This is a genomic window from Bacillus sp. MYb56 (genome assembly GCF_002976445.1).
GTDB lineage: Bacteria > Bacillota > Bacilli > Bacillales > Bacillaceae_G > Bacillus_A > Bacillus_A mycoides.
The window spans coordinates 1-15,271 of record NZ_PCOH01000014.1; the positions used below are offsets into that span (position 1 = coordinate 1).

Genomic DNA, 15,271 nt, shown 5'->3' on the forward strand with positions numbered 1-15,271 from the left:
CTTCAACGCCTTGCCCCTTAATTAAGGCTTTAAAGGCAGCTTGTACATCTTTGCTCTTAGATGTTGTTTCTAATTTTACATAAACAGTTCTACCATAAGCTACATTTGAGACCATAACAGGTGGAGCCGAATTACTTACACCTTTACGAGTTAACTCACCAAAAGTAACACTATTATCAAAAAGATCGGATGGATTGTTAGGTAGTTCAGCACTTACGGTATAAAATATTTGCTTATATGCCGCTACCATCACTTTTTTCTCTCCATTTGCAACCGCATTAAAATCAATGTTTAGACTGTTATCAAGATATTTAGCGTTAACGTTAAGGGCACTTGCGATTTGTGATTTACTATAAACCATAGATTCTGTATACTGCATTCTTGCAGGTAACGTATGTGTTTTAGAATACTTTTCATTCCAAGTAGATACTAAATCATCCACTGCTCCAGCCACATTACCATATGTCGGATTTTGGACAGTAATTGTATTTTCTTTTCTCATGCCAGGTAAGTCTATACTAATATTCAAAGGCTTTCTCTTAGCCACTAATAAACTAGGTTGATTGTCTGCAAAAGCTTTATTTGCAAGTTGTACTGCTCCTGGATAAGTACGATTAGCCACAGAATCAATAATTGAAATATCCACCGGTGAAGTTGTAAGTGATTTTTTCTCGCGTTCCACTACTACAAATTTACCATTTGAATTGATACTTTCTTTCGGAACAAAACTCTCTACCTTATCACCATTTACAGCTAAAACCTCTTGATTATTATATTTAAGATTTGCTATACCAGTATCAATGCCACTAGCATTTTTGGTTACATCAGTTGTATTACTTGCTTGTGTTTCTGCGAAGGAAATAGATGAATAATTAATAGTGCATAGACTAACTAATAAACACGCAAGGAACTTTCTTCTCTTAGTGTTTTTCTTAATATTCAGAAAAATCACCCCGTTCTTTTTTTAGTAAGATATGATAATGATTGATAAATGATAGCTAACTAATAAACCTACATAAATGCTTTCAAAAGTTCTTGAATTAACGGGATTACGCCACCTACAAATTTCAAAACTGCCATTGCGATTTCCATATTATTTCCTCCTTTTTTATTGCTACGAAAATGTGATTTATCTTTATGCCCTCATTATAGTGACCCCTTACACTTTTATCAATACACTCTTATATGCAATATTACATACAAAAAAAACAAGCTGAATTCTTATAAAAAGTTATACAGAGATAAATTTTACGTTTGGTAAATACTTGAAAATACGAAGCTTTCTTTGCATTTCATGAGTAATTTACAAGTTTATTGTTGGAAGCATCGCAGGACCTGAAGTAATGAAATACATGCAGGACTGTTACGAGCAGCCAGAAATATTAAGAGTTATCATGGGCAACCGCATTAAAAAAAGCTGCTGCCTATAAAATACAGACAGCAACTTCAACTAGAGTAGCTGGCATGATTTACGCAAGCTACAGTATTTTTTTGACATACTCATTTTTTACACTTTGGAACTAATAAACAGCAATTGGCCCATAAGGACCATTGATAATTTCTATTTTTGTTTCAAAAATATCTGTCAAAATTTCCGGGTCCATAACCTCTTCTACTGTTCCAAAAGCAGCAATTTGTCCATCCTTCATAGCACAAATTTTATCCGAATATTTGGCTGCAAAATTTATGTCATGCATAACAGTCAAAATTGTTCTTCCAAATTCATTAGCTGCACGTCTCAAATGCTCCATCATTTGAACAGAACGAGCAACATCAAGGTTGTTCAGAGGCTCGTCCAAAAGTACATATTCAGTCTCTTGGCACAATACCATCGCTACATATGCCCTTTGTCTTTGACCACCAGAAAGCTCATCTAAATATCTATTCTCTAAATTAGTTAAATCTAGAAAATCGATATATTTAGAAATAATAGCTTCATCCTCTTTAGTTAATCTTCCCTTTGAATAAGGAAAGCGCCCAAATCCAACTAATTGTCTAACAGTAAGCCTAGTTACAAAATGATTCTCTTGTCGCAATATAGTCAAAACTTTTGCTAAGTCTTTTGATTTGGATTCAGAAACATCCATATTTGCTACCTGAATTTGACCTTCATCCATATCTAAAAGTCTTCCAATCATCAATAGTGTCGTTGACTTTCCAGCGCCATTTGGTCCAATTAAAGAAGTAAAGCCCGCTTTTGGTATTTCAATATCCAAAGGTCCTATTTTCACCTTATCAGTATAGAACTTTTTAACATTATCAATTTTTATCATAAAGCCCTCTTCCTTAAAACTATAGTTAAGAATATTATTCCACCAAATAATTCAATAATAACTGAAACTACACCTTGAGCATGGAATACATGATACATTAAAAAGTATGCACTCGTCATTATCAAAAATCCTATTGCAAAAGCCATTGGAAAAATATATCTATGATCATAAGTTGACGCCGCCTGATAACTCAAAGTTGCTACTAAAAAGCCGTAGAAAGTAAGTGGCCCAATTAGAGCTGTTGAAATGGACATCAAAATAGCAACTAATACAAGCGTATAAATTACACTAGGTTGATATTTAACTCCAAAAGAAGTAGCAACATCCTTTCCTAGTGACAAAACATTCAAATTCTTAGAATGTGCAAAAATTAATACTGCTACAATTATGATCATAGGAATTACAATAGGAAAATATGCAGGATCTGCGTGATTAACAGAACCAAATAATTTCGCTTGTAAAATATCAAACTCTGAAGGCGCAAGTAGCTTTCTCATAAAAGTTGACACAGAATTTAGTCCGGTACCAATAATAATTCCAACTAAAAGCATAAGTTGTAAATTCCCGTATTTACCGGAAAGTAACCATCCATAAAGTATCAAACTCATGAAGACCATAACAACAACTTGGAATACAAACGATCCAATTCCATTAAAGTTTATTAATGCACTAGCACCAAAGAAGAATATTGTACTCGTATGAATTGCTGAATAAAGTGATTCGAAACCTAAAAGCGAAGGAGTAATAATCTTATTGTTCGTAATAGATTGGAAAGCAACTGTCGACAAGCTATGGCAAACTGCAGCAATAATCATCGCAACAATGGCTATTATCCTTCTCTTAACAACTGGGATAAAAGAAGGTGAATCTATCGGAACTGGATTGTTATAAACTAAAAGTCCATATGAAGAAAGGAGACCTAAAGCGATCAATGTTATCAGTACAATCCAATAACGTCTTGCTTCCTTCTTAGAACGAAAAGCGCTAGCTGATCTACTTTCATTATGAAGGCTAGAATCGATTTCGACATTTTCTTTATTTCTATAGTCTAATGTGATCATCGCAGCCTCCTTGGTTTTCTTTTTCTCAATAAAATAGTAATAAATACGACTGCTCCCACTGTTGCAAGTATTAAAGAAACAGGTACTTCAAAAGGCTTTATAATTGTTCGAGAAATGATGTCACAGGCAGTTATTGTCCCCATTCCGATCACACATACCCAAGGTAAATTACTCCTAAGATCATCTCCCCTAAACATTGAAACAATGTTTGGAACAATTAATCCCAAGAAAGGTAAGTTTCCAATAACAGCTGCAACAATTCCAACTGCAACAGAGATAAGGCCAGTCCCAAAAAGAACAATTCTATTGTAATTAACTCCAAGGCTTGTTGCGACATCTTCTCCTAGTCCAGCTAAAGTCAATCTATTAGCATACATAAAAATAAGCAAAGTAACGATAACAATCAGCCATAAATATTCATATCTTCCCACCTGAACGGTAGCAAATGAACCTACGAACCAAGTTTCAATACTTTGCGTCATTTGAAAAAGGAGTCCCAAAAAAGTAGACACTGCAGAAATAACTGCTCCAAGCATCAATCCAATAATCGGGACAATTAAAGACGAACGAAGTTTAACTCTTCTTAAAAATAGAAAGAAAATCATAGTTCCTATAAAAGAAAAAATGATTGCACCAGTCATTCTTTGAACTAACGTCGGGGCAGGAAATAATAAATATACAAAAAGCAGGCCTAAGCCTGACCATTCAATAGTCCCCGTTGTAGTAGGTTCAACAAAACGATTCTGTGTAATTAGTTGCATTACGAGCCCTGCCATCGCCATTGCAGCTCCAGTAAGCATTAATGCAACTGTTCTCGGAACACGAGTTATGAAAAACATCTCCATTCCGTCCTCTTGTCCACGTATATCATAAACTCCAGTAAACAGTGATATAATCCCTAAAATTATAACAACTATAATCGCTATTATAAAAGGTTTTGTCCATATTTTATTGTGATTATAAAACTGGGGTTGAGAAATATTCTCAACCCTAGAAATCATATTTTTTGACACTGTTTCGTACTCCTTTACACTACTTAGCTAAAGTTTTTGCGATATTTCCAAATAACTCTATATAAGTCTCAATTGATTCATTTGTGTAAGTATCTGCTGGTGCATAAACAATTTGTTTTTTAGAAACAGCAGTTGTGTTTTGAAGAGCAGGTGATTTAGAAATAACATCTTGAGCAGGAGCTGAAGTAGCAGCATCAGATGTTGCAGCATCACGATCTAATACGAAAAGCCAATCAGGATTTGTTTGTGCAATAGCTTCAACAGAAACGTCATCACCTTTATGACCTGCAGTAGAATTAGACACTTCTAGTGCTGGAGTCCAACCGAAAATCTCATACATTGGTCCCCAAACGCGACCAGAGTGAGGAGCAGCAAAACCAATATTCCCACCAGTAACGATAACACTCATAACTTTATCTTTTCCATTATAAGCAGATTTTACATTTTCAATAGATTTATCAAAATCAGCTACTAATTTTTTAGCTTCTTTATCTTTATCAAAGATTTTTCCTAGAGAAATTGTAGAATCTTTAAGTCCTTTTACTAAGTTTTCTCCAGGCTTAGTAGCTTTCTCAGAAACATCAACATTAAGATCAATAACAGCCGCATTTGGCACTAATTTTTTGATTTCTTCGTAATGGCCAGCAAATCTTTGACCAACGATTACAAGTTCAGGGTTTGCCGCTGCAATAATTTCAAGATTTGGTTCGCGGTGATTTCCAATATTTTGAACTTTACTATCCTTTACATATGCTGAATCTGCAGGCATTACATCCTTTGGAGCAGCCGCTAATTTAATTCCCCAATCAGCTAAAGTTTCAAAAGTTCTATTATCCAAAGCAACTACATTTTTTGGATTTACAGGGACTTTAACAGTTCCATGTGCATCAGTGATTTCAACTGTTTTTGGCTTATCACTACTATCACCTTTATTAGCTTTCGAAGTTTCCTTACTTGAATCTGAGCAAGCCACTAACATTAAAGTGAAAATTGCTAAAATACTTACTAATTTTAAAAGCATAGTTTTTTTCATACGTATACTCCTTATAATGTAATTTAGTTCGAAAATGATAACGTCCATAGATTAAATTAGATAGTAACCTTTATGCATCTAAATTGCTATTGATAATCATTTTCATTTGAACATCCTGTTAATAAGTATAGTCATTAATTATGTGAAAATCTTGTGAATGGTGTGAGTTAATAAAATTAAACATACATTAGATACAGTCTCATCTAATGCGCACCAGAGTCATCCCCCACACGTACTAATCAATAGATTGGGCACCTTATAAACCATGATTTCTACTGCAAAAAAAATGCCCATGAATAGCTAATTTTTTCATAATCCATTGCCTGGTAGCAATCTTCTTTTTATAGTTTCCGTCTTTTAATATTTCACAGAAACTATTTGATTATCAGGTTTAATAGAAAAAACGAGTAAAACTGTATGAAATAGTTTTACTCGTTTTTTCTATTATGACAAATTGTACTTTACCTATTATCTTATTTTATCATTCAATCATTGAATAGCCCCTGCCATGTATCGTTTGAATATATCTATCTCTCTTCTCGCACTTTAATTTTTTTCTTACATACCCAATATATAAATCCACTACATTGGGATTGACTACTACGTTATATCCCCAAACCTGGTTCAAAAGCATTTCACGGCTCAATATTGTGTTTTTATTCTTGATTAAAAATACAAGTAAATCGTACTCGCGCTTAGTAAGCGTGAGATTTTTACCACCTTTTTTCACAATATTGCTAGATGCATCAACAAAGAGATCTTTAAACTGAAAAAAGTTTGTCTCATTTTGCTGGATACAGTCACTTCTCCTTAAAATAGCTTGAACCCTCGCTACTAATTCTTCTTTCACAAATGGTTTTCTAATATAATCATCTGCTCCTGCTTGTAGCCCTGCTATACAATCCTTGCTAGAAATATTGTCGGTCACAATAATTATCGGTGTCGTTTTAACAAGTCGTATTTGTCTACAAATTTCTGGCCCCGATATACTTAACGAATCCCAATCCAATATGATAATATCCCAATCTTGTTCATATACTATATTTAAACCTTGGTTTTCATTGTGAAGTTTTAAAATGAAATAGCCCTCTTGCGTTAGACCGCTTACGATTTTCTTTGCAAAAGACCGTTCATTCTTAATTACTAACACCTGCTTCACCGATGGTTCACCTCTACTTCAATATAACTTAGTTGGATAAAAAGTTATCCCAAAAAAATAATTTAAGATCTATAAATATTAAATCCCTAAAAAAGCCGTTATAACAGCTTATTAGGAGAACTATATATAATCTTACAATAGATATGGATGAAAACACAAAATATATGAAGATTTAAATACATATTATTTAATCATTAAGAGCAACTATATTATCTAGTTGCTTATTATCAATAACTATTCATTCAGTTTCTGTTTCAAGGGTACCGTCCTCAACTTAAGCATTTTATAAAACCACAAAACAAAAAAACTGTATTCTTTCTATTGTTTTAAATCTAGAAAATAAATTGGTTGGGAAGAGGATAAAAAAGAGTCTGAAACAAAGTGAAAAAAAGGGACGAAATTAGGGAGACCACCATTAGAAAAGGAGAAGATTTCAATTGTATTATAGCAATAAGTATTCAATAAAAGGAATTATTCAAAAAACAGGAGTTTCACAAACTTCTCTTTATAGGGCTATTAATTCTGATAAACAAAAAAAGAATAGTATATTTATGCTTTTGCTGTTTATCGTGCACTTCGAAATACTAGAACATTCTATTATTTATCTCTCGAATAAAAATTATGAGATAGATATTTTGGGTATAACAAAAGTTAGTCGCTACTTCTATTTTGGCTAATTCATTGTTAAGTAGGGTAAGCATTTTTGCTCATGCAGAAAAAACGAAGTTCAATCAAATGTTCCTAGCATTGTGGAAAGAGATTCTTATTGTAATGATAAGAGTATAAAATAAATGTCACTTTACCCATAAGCTGGCCGTGTGTTTTATTAATGTAGCTTTGGAATAATATTTGGTTAAATTGATACTAATAACCTTAATATACGAGCAAGTGGAACTGACGCTTTCGTTAGTTAATAGGTCACTATGCTCTCTTGATATGATTTCTTTACCCGTTCAATTTGAGCAAAGTGGCCTTGTATATGTTGAAGATCTTTCAATTGAAAATAACCTATAAATCACTTATAAATAAAGTTGTTCTTTGGAAGGTTTATCCAAATATATATAGAAAGTATGAAAAAAATAAAGTTTAATCTGACCAAAGGAGATGAAGAAATTGTTTAAAAAAGTCGGTATAGGAGTATTTTCTACAGCAATTGTATTAAGTGCCAGTATAGGTTTTTCAGGTATTGTATCAGCAGATAGTTCATCTGCAAATGAACAAGTTAGGAATGGAGACTTTGAGGATGGGCTAAATAACTGGATTTTATCTAACCCTAATTCTTCTACCGAGAATATCGGCACTTCTGAACCCGGCAATCATTATCTCAAATTAATACATGCAGACACAGCCTATCAACTTGTTACTGTAAAACCGAATACAGAATATACATTAACATTTGATATAGCGGGAAGTATAGTTTCCCCATCAGAAGTAACAGTAGGTAATCTGAATGCCAATCAAGAAATCGTTCCATTAACAAAGAAGCAGTATACAGGATTTAAGCCGGAACATCATGAGATAAAGTTTAAAACAGGGGAGGATGTGTCAAACTTTGCTGTCAAACTTGCTTCTACAGCAAATGGGAGGGTTAAGTTTGATAATGTACAATTAAAGGAAAAGGAAAAATCTTATATTTTTAATATTGATTTTGACTACAATTCAAGTTTAGAACCTTTTAAACTTGAGGGCTATATAAATTACAATATTGAAGAGCATGCAGGAGTAAATAATTCTAAAGGAATTCATTTAAGTGGATATGGCGGTGGATTTAGGGGGCGCGTAACTTTGAAGCCTAATACTACATACATACTGTCCGCATCTGGAAAAGTAACTACTCCTGGTAGAAATATATACGTATCAGTAGGGGGGCCTGATGTAATAAAAACAAACGGCTTTGGATTTACTTCCTCACAGTATGAACAAAAATCGTTCGAATTTACTACTCGAAATTATAGTTCTCCAAGTCCAGAAATCAATATTTTTACTGATTCCGTATTACCAGGCGATGATAATGAATATCTTCATGCCTATCTTGATGATATCGTACTAGTTGAAAAGTAGCCATATGCCTATCGACTTGAGACTTTGAAATGTATCCAAAACGAAGTTTGTTCTTTATGCATTTATTTATGGGAAGTCAGCGCGTTTTTCATTTTGAGGAACAATGAATTTCTTAAACTGATGGCAATGTGATGCTATCCCTAAAAGTCGCGACTTTATTTAAAGGCGACATTAAAAATATTCTTCAAATCCTGGAAGCACAAGTTGGCCGTAAACTAAAAGAAGCATAAGTTGACCAAAACAGCCATCTTATGCTTCTTGTTATATACAAAATAAAAAAACCACCAAATATGTATTGGTGGAGACGGTGGGAGTCGAACCCACGTCCAAAAATATCGGCACTTAAGCTTCTACGAGTGTAGTCGATATATTAGCATTTCGCGAACTCTTCGGCCTATCGACAGGCTTCCAAGTTGCTAGTCTGATTGTTCTCTTCCTTCGCCCTCAGACGGCGAACTCCGGCGTAGTCCACTTAGTTTGAGTCCCTTACCCTACCACATGGACGATGGAGGGAGGAACCTTTAGTGCAATTAAGCAGCTAAAGAAAGATTGTTTTGTTTGCCAATTATAGGCTTTGACGTTTTAACGAGGCCGATCCCCTCGACTCGCAACCTAAGCTCGAACTATCCCTGTCGAATCCGTAACGTCCCCATGATAAAAATGGAGCATACGAAGAAATATCGTGATAGCTACTAAGAGCTGTTTTTCAATGTGCAACAATCTTACATAAGTTATTATATCATACGCGCGCCGTTTTACAAATGTAAATATCTGTATTACATCTTTTGACGATCACGGAACACGCGTGCAATTTCACGTTTAGCTTCTTTCTCTTTTAAATCGTGACGCTTATCATATTGCTTCTTACCTTTTGCTAAACCAAGTGCCATTTTCGCAAATCCATTTTTCAAATAGATTCTAACTGGAACTAATGCATATCCTGTTTCTTTTGCGTAACCTGCTAGCTTATCAATTTCTTTTTTATGAAGAAGTAACTTCCTTGTACGTAGCGGATCGTGATTGAAACGATTCCCTTGTTCATATGTATTAATATGCATATTATGAACCCATACTTCACCGTTATGTATACGTGCAAACGCATCTTTCAAGTTCACGCGTCCAGCGCGAATCGACTTAATTTCCGTTCCTTGAAGGACAAGCCCTACTTCGTATGTTTCTTCGATGAAATAATCATGAAATGCTTTTTTATTTTGCGCAATAACCTTACCTGTACCTTTTGGCATATAACGTCCCTCCTCTATTTTTACCATTGTAACAAATGTAAACCAAAAGCGAAAGTGGCTCGCTCAGAATCTTTGGACATTGGAGCTCCCGACAGAGAAGCGCTTTTTGCTTCGTCCGAGGGCGCGAAATGGCCAATAGATTCTAGCCACTGTAGCTGGATTCCAACAAAAAGCGAAAGTGGCTCGCTCAGAATGTGAGGTGGATGGAGCTTCTGACCTTGAGGCGCTCTTTGCCTCCTGGGAAGAAGCGAAGCCACCAAACATTCTAGCCACTGTAGCTGGATTCAACAAAAAGCGAAAGTGGCTCGCTCAGAATGTGAGGCGAAGCCACTCTTTTCTTACTTGCGCTTTTTCTTTTTCTTCTTGAATCCTGGTACATTTTCAAAGAATCCTTTTTTCTTCTTACCATTACCATTACTATTACTATTACCATCTTTTTTCCCTGGCTGACTAGCGGATGTGGATGCAGATGCTGATGCTTTTCCTTTTCCTTGTCCACCACGATCAAACTTTCTTCCTGTGCCGCGTTCACCACCGCGCTCATTACTACGTTCGCTACGTCCACCGCGTTTCTTTCTGCCTGTTCTTGGCTGTTCAATCACAACTGGACGATCTTTGAACTTACGACGAGGTGTGCCTTTCATGCCAACGATTTCAAAGTCGATTGCACGCTCGTCTTTATTTACGTTAATAACACGAATTGTAATTTCGTCACCGATGCGGAATACGTTACCTGTACGTTCTCCGATCATCGCAAAATGTTTTTCGTCATAACGGTAGTAATCATCTGTTAAATAGCTAACGTGTACAAGACCTTCAATTGTATTTGGAAGCTCTACGAATAAACCGAAGTTTGTTACAGAGCTAATCATACCGTCATACTCTTCACCGATCTTATCGACCATATACTCTGCTTTTTTCATTTCGTCTGTTTCACGCTCTGCTTCAACAGCACGGCGTTCCATATTAGAAGAGTGCTCTGCAATCTCAGGTAAGTTTTCACGCCATTTCGCTTGCGTTTCGTTGTCTACTTTACCATTAATGATGTATTCACGAATCAATCTATGAACAATCGTATCTGGGTAACGACGAATTGGCGATGTGAAATGCGTGTAGAACTCAGTTGATAAACCAAAATGTCCTAAGCTGTTCGAATCGTAACGTGCTTGCTTCATAGAACGAAGCATAACTGTTGAAATGACTATTTCTTCCGGCTGACCTTGAACCATTTCAAGAATTTGCTGCAATGCACGAGGGTGTATTTCATTCGCACGTCCCTTTACTGCATATCCGAAGTTTGTTACAAACTCGAAGAAACGCTCAAGCTTATCTTCTTTCGGATCTTCATGGACACGGTACATAAACGGTACGTTCATCCAGTGGAAATGCTCCGCTACTGTTTCGTTCGCAACAAGCATAAACTCTTCAATTAACTTCTCTGATACAGAACGATCACGCATTACAACATCAGTCGGTTTTCCTTCTTCATCTACTAGTACTTTCGCTTCTTTAAAGTCAAAGTCAATCGCACCACGGCGCATACGTTTTTCACGTAAAATTTGTGCTAACTGCCCCATTTCTTTAAACATTGGTACTAGCGGCTCGTAACGTTCAATTAGTGCTTCGTCTTCATCTTCTAAAATGCTTCTTACGTCAGCATACGTCATACGCTCTGTCGTTTTAATTACACTTTGGAAAATCTCGTGTTTTACAACATCACCTAGATTGTTGATTTCCATTTCACAAGATAGTGTCAGACGGTCTACTTTCGGATTTAATGAACAAATACCGTTTGATAAACGATGCGGAATCATCGGAATTACACGGTCTACAAGATATACACTCGTTGCTCTCTCTGCTGCTTCAACATCAATTGGAGAACCTTCTTGAACGTAATGACTTACATCCGCAATATGAACGCCAAGCTTATAGTTACCGTTCTCAAGCTTCGTTACTGTAACAGCGTCATCTAAGTCTTTCGCATCCGCACCATCAATTGTAACAATCATTTGATCACGTAAATCACGACGATCTTTTATATCTTCTTCTGAAATCGTTTCTGGTACACTGTTTGCATGCTCCATCACTTCTTCAGGGAATGCTAAAGGTAAATGATGTTTATGAATGACAGATAAAATATCTACTCCTGGGTCATTTTTATGACCTAGAATTTGAATAACTTCACCTTCTGCACTTAAACGGTTCTCTGGGTAACCCGTAATTTTCACAACTACTTTATGACCTTCTACAGCGCCCATAGATGCACTTTTCAAGATAAAAATGTCACTTGTCCAGCGTTTATTATCAGGTATAACAAATCCAAAGTTCTTTGACTCTGTATATGTACCAACTAATTCCTTCGTTCCACGCTCTAAAATACGAACAATCGCGCCTTCTTGGCGTGATCCACTTGATTGTGCGCTAACACGTGCTAATACTGTATCACCATGAAGTGCACCATTTAATTCTGTCGGCGGGATGAAAAGATCATCATCTCCTGTTTTCTTCTCTTCTGGAACGACGAACGCAAAACCACGTGCGTGCCCAATTAATTTACCGCGTACTAAATTCATTTTTTCTGGAAGACCGTAGCGGTTACTACGTGTGCGGATAACAAGCCCCTTCTCTTCCATCATTACAAGTGCCTTTACGAAATCTTTAAAGCCCTCAGAGCCTTCGATTCCAAATGCCGATTCTAATTCTTGTATCGTTAACGGTTTATACGCTTCTTCCCTCATAAATAATAACAACTTATCAATATGTTCTTGCATGATTTCTTCCAAGCAGAAATACCTCCTTTAAACCCTTATATTATTTAGTGTATCCGAAAGATGGGGGATGTATAAAGTGAAACTTTAATCATCTCCCAATGATTTTTTACAGCTTTCATAAAGTGTAACTTTAACCAGTGGTTTTTTGTCCGTCCCCACTGATTATTAGCCCACAAATAGCGGGATAAAAATTCCCTTATGAAAAAAAGAGACAACTAGACCTTACCAATCTAGTTGCTCCAAGAAGTTATATACATCCTCATGTAGCACATCACGTTCTTTATCAAGTGTAATGACATGCGTAGAGTCTTCATACCATTTAATGTCTTTTAACGTAGATTCTACACCGTTATAAATAATGTTAGCACTATCTGTATTAATCATCTCATCATGACGTGCTTGTACAACGAATGTTGGAGCATAAATCATATCAACATTATTGCGTACGTCACGAATCAACTCCTGTAATGCTTTTAATGTATTCATTGGTGTCTGTTTAAATTCAAACATTTCCTGCTCAATTCGTTCTGGTGATTTTTGCTCACGCTTTTTATATTCGCGGGCATATGCCAATATACCTTGGTACATAATTTCTTCACTTTTAATGTACATCGGTGCACACATTGGTACAACACCTAAAATCGGTAATGTATAAGCAAGTTTTAATGAGAATACTCCGCCTAATGATAATCCAACCGCAGCTATTTTCTCGTAACCTTGATCTTTTAAATGCTGGTAGGCATTCATTACATCTTTCCACCAGTCTTCAGGGCCTGTATGAACAAGCTCTTCTGGTGGTACACCGTGTCCTTTATAAATTGGCGCATGACAAGTATAGCCTTTCTTCTCTAAGAAACGCCCTAGCATGCGTACGTCAGCTGAGTTCCCTGTGAATCCATGTAATAATAAAACAGCGCGGTCTCCACCTTCAAATGTAAATGGTTTCGGAGATGCTAATTTCATCATGTACTTCTCCTCTTTCTCTTCTGTAATCTAGTCGTATTCTTTCTATTCTTAGTGTACCATATTTATAATTCTATAATCTAATTAGAAACTTTTTTTGAATAACAAATCAAAAAAAGAAGAACCATTAGCATAATCCGCTAACGCTTCTTCTTTTAATTTTATAAATTTAAGTACGTAACACCAATTGTTAGTACGAAGAATAGTACAGCTAAGACAACTGTAACACGGTTTAATACCGCTTCAATTCCACGTGCTTTTTGCTTACCAAACAATTGCTCTGCACCACCTGAAATAGCGCCTGAAAGGCCTGAGCTATTACTAGACTGCATAAGTACCATAACAATCATTAAAATCGATACAATAATAAGTAAAACTGATAATAACGTATGCACTTGGCGTACCTCCTACAAAGATTCAGTTATTTTAAATGTAGCATAAATCCTATAGAAAAGCGAGAGCTATAGAATCGCTCTCGCTTTTCTTCTATTACATGAACATCATTGCGAATAACGGTCCAAGCAAACATGTCAAAATTGCTGTTAATGTCATTGTTACCGATCCAATAACACCTTCATGCTCATTATTTTTCATCGCTCTCATAACACCCATAATATGAGACGCACATCCAAAGCCAATCCCTTTACCAACTGAGTTTGTAACACGGCTCCATTTTAATAAAATTGGTCCTGAAATCGTTCCAGTAATCCCTGCGATAACGACGAATGCTGCTGTTAAGGACGGGACACCACCAACTTGTTCAGATACACTCATCGCAACTGGCATTGTCACTGATTTTGGTAAAGAAGATAAAATTAAGCTTTTATCTGTTCCCATAAGTGTGGCGATAGCAAAATCACTTGCAATAGCAACTGTTGTACCTACTAATACACCACCAGCAATTGGTACAACATATTTTTGCAGAACATGACGTTGTTTATAAAGCGGGATTGCAAATGCTACAACACCTGGTCCTAGTAGCTTCGCAATCCAGCCACCACCACTTTCCATATAATTTTGATATGGTATATCAAGCATTATAAATAAGAAAGCCATTAATCCTGTTGCAACAAGCATTGGAATGGTAAATGGTGTTGGAAATAATTTGTAGATTTTTTTAGATAATTGATATAATAGCACCGTAAAAAGAACCCAACCGATTCCGATTAATATTTGGCTCATTGTGTCTCTTTTTCCTTTCTATTCGCAAGATATTGTCCTGTATGTCCTGCGACAATAATAATTAAAAACGTACTCGCTACAACTGTAATGAAAAGGGAAATTCCTTTACTCATAAAAAAAGCACCGTAATTCATTAAGCCAAGCGTTGGCGGAATTAATAAAAACGGCATAATAGCAACGAGTGTTTCTGCTCCTAAATCAAACCATTTCACTGGAAGTACTTTTAGGCTAAGCAAAACAAGTAGGAGGAACATCCCAATCAAACTTCCTGGAATCGGAAGATTCAACATTTCTTGCACCCAATTTCCAACCATATAAAATACATAAAGAGCAGCAATTTGGACAAGAATCTTTGTAAGTTTCATGTTCATCATCCCTCATGTTTATACGGTCTTCTGTTAATATCCTTATCATAGTATAAATTGTAAAAACCTGCAATTTATCAAATCGACAACGAAAACTCACTATATTATACGCTTACACCCTTGATATGACTGCGTTTCCTAATGTA

12 protein-coding genes, 1 other RNA gene and 1 pseudogene are annotated in these 15,271 nt (G+C 35.8%); 1 reads left to right on the top strand and 13 read right to left on the bottom strand.

Annotated elements, in window-relative coordinates:
* From alo to CQ058_RS17235, 6 genes and pseudogenes are all read right to left on the bottom strand, one after another.
* A pseudogene (gene alo / locus CQ058_RS17210) lies at positions 1 to 952 on the bottom strand (anthrolysin O/cereolysin O family cholesterol-dependent cytolysin Alo); the annotation flags it as partial.
* Positions 953 to 1,520: 568 nt separating this feature from the next.
* Complete coding sequence (locus CQ058_RS17215) at positions 1,521 to 2,273, bottom strand: iron ABC transporter ATP-binding protein (RefSeq protein ID WP_002139178.1); 753 nt, start codon at positions 2,271 to 2,273, stop codon at positions 1,521 to 1,523.
* Positions 2,270 to 3,334 carry an iron chelate uptake ABC transporter family permease subunit gene (locus CQ058_RS17220; protein ID WP_002089519.1) on the bottom strand — a complete coding sequence of 355 codons (1,065 nt, stop codon included), beginning with the start codon at positions 3,332 to 3,334 and terminating at the stop codon, positions 2,270 to 2,272. Before CQ058_RS17220 ends, CQ058_RS17215 begins: the two co-directional genes overlap by 4 nt.
* A complete protein-coding gene (locus CQ058_RS17225; RefSeq protein WP_002166486.1) occupies positions 3,331 to 4,347 on the bottom strand; it encodes an ABC transporter permease in 1,017 nt (338 codons plus the stop codon). The genes CQ058_RS17220 and CQ058_RS17225 overlap by 4 nt, the downstream gene beginning before the upstream one ends.
* Positions 4,348 to 4,366: 19 nt before the next feature.
* Positions 4,367 to 5,380 (bottom strand): siderophore ABC transporter substrate-binding protein, encoded by a 1,014-nt coding sequence (locus CQ058_RS17230; RefSeq protein ID WP_002139176.1) that lies wholly within the window; start codon positions 5,378 to 5,380, stop codon positions 4,367 to 4,369.
* 481 nt (positions 5,381 to 5,861) lie between these two features.
* Entirely contained in the window at positions 5,862 to 6,539 is a 678-nt protein-coding gene (locus CQ058_RS17235; protein WP_002034688.1) for a response regulator transcription factor, read from the bottom strand.
* A 1,113-nt stretch (positions 6,540 to 7,652) separates the two neighbouring features.
* Here CQ058_RS17235 and CQ058_RS17245 point away from each other — a divergent pair.
* On the top strand, positions 7,653 to 8,600 hold the full coding sequence (locus CQ058_RS17245) for a carbohydrate binding domain-containing protein (RefSeq protein WP_105589892.1): 948 nt from the start codon (positions 7,653 to 7,655) through the stop codon (positions 8,598 to 8,600).
* 296 nt (positions 8,601 to 8,896) lie between these two features.
* On the opposite strand, the gene ssrA is transcribed toward CQ058_RS17245, so the two are convergent.
* The 7 genes from ssrA to CQ058_RS17290 form a co-directional block, all read right to left on the bottom strand.
* Positions 8,897 to 9,251, bottom strand: a transfer-messenger RNA (tmRNA) gene (gene ssrA / locus CQ058_RS17250).
* A gap of 125 nt (positions 9,252 to 9,376) precedes the next feature.
* Complete coding sequence (gene smpB / locus CQ058_RS17255; RefSeq protein ID WP_002034685.1) at positions 9,377 to 9,844, bottom strand: SsrA-binding protein; 468 nt, start codon at positions 9,842 to 9,844, stop codon at positions 9,377 to 9,379.
* 338 nt (positions 9,845 to 10,182) lie between these two features.
* Complete coding sequence (gene rnr, locus CQ058_RS17270; RefSeq protein WP_374954487.1) at positions 10,183 to 12,615, bottom strand: ribonuclease R; 2,433 nt, start codon at positions 12,613 to 12,615, stop codon at positions 10,183 to 10,185.
* A gap of 222 nt (positions 12,616 to 12,837) precedes the next feature.
* Positions 12,838 to 13,578, bottom strand: a complete 741-nt coding sequence (locus tag CQ058_RS17275) for an alpha/beta hydrolase (protein ID WP_162836430.1) — start codon at positions 13,576 to 13,578, stop codon at positions 12,838 to 12,840.
* A 161-nt stretch (positions 13,579 to 13,739) separates the two neighbouring features.
* Complete coding sequence (secG, locus tag CQ058_RS17280; RefSeq protein WP_002016062.1) at positions 13,740 to 13,973, bottom strand: preprotein translocase subunit SecG; 234 nt, start codon at positions 13,971 to 13,973, stop codon at positions 13,740 to 13,742.
* 94 nt (positions 13,974 to 14,067) lie between these two features.
* Complete coding sequence (locus CQ058_RS17285; RefSeq protein WP_002129877.1) at positions 14,068 to 14,760, bottom strand: LrgB family protein; 693 nt, start codon at positions 14,758 to 14,760, stop codon at positions 14,068 to 14,070.
* Positions 14,757 to 15,134, bottom strand: a complete 378-nt coding sequence (locus CQ058_RS17290) for a CidA/LrgA family holin-like protein (RefSeq protein ID WP_002016064.1) — start codon at positions 15,132 to 15,134, stop codon at positions 14,757 to 14,759. The genes CQ058_RS17285 and CQ058_RS17290 overlap by 4 nt, the downstream gene beginning before the upstream one ends.
* Between the last annotated feature and the right edge of the window lie 137 nt (positions 15,135 to 15,271).

Bases quoted from the DNA above. Each gene is read 5' to 3' on its own strand.
- CQ058_RS17215 (WP_002139178.1), bottom strand. From the start codon at position 2,273: ATGATAAAAATTGATAATGTTAAAAAGTTCTATACTGATAAGGTGAAA.
- CQ058_RS17220 (WP_002089519.1), bottom strand. From the start codon at position 3,334: ATGATCACATTAGACTATAGAAATAAAGAAAATGTCGAAATCGATTCT.
- CQ058_RS17230 (WP_002139176.1), bottom strand. From the start codon at position 5,380: ATGAAAAAAACTATGCTTTTAAAATTAGTAAGTATTTTAGCAATTTTC.
- smpB (WP_002034685.1), bottom strand. From the start codon at position 9,844: ATGCCAAAAGGTACAGGTAAGGTTATTGCGCAAAATAAAAAAGCATTT.
- rnr (WP_374954487.1), bottom strand. From the start codon at position 12,615: ATGCAAGAACATATTGATAAGTTGTTATTATTTATGAGGGAAGAAGCG.
- CQ058_RS17275 (WP_162836430.1), bottom strand. From the start codon at position 13,578: ATGAAATTAGCATCTCCGAAACCATTTACATTTGAAGGTGGAGACCGC.
- CQ058_RS17285 (WP_002129877.1), bottom strand. From the start codon at position 14,760: ATGAGCCAAATATTAATCGGAATCGGTTGGGTTCTTTTTACGGTGCTA.
- CQ058_RS17290 (WP_002016064.1), bottom strand. From the start codon at position 15,134: ATGATGAACATGAAACTTACAAAGATTCTTGTCCAAATTGCTGCTCTT.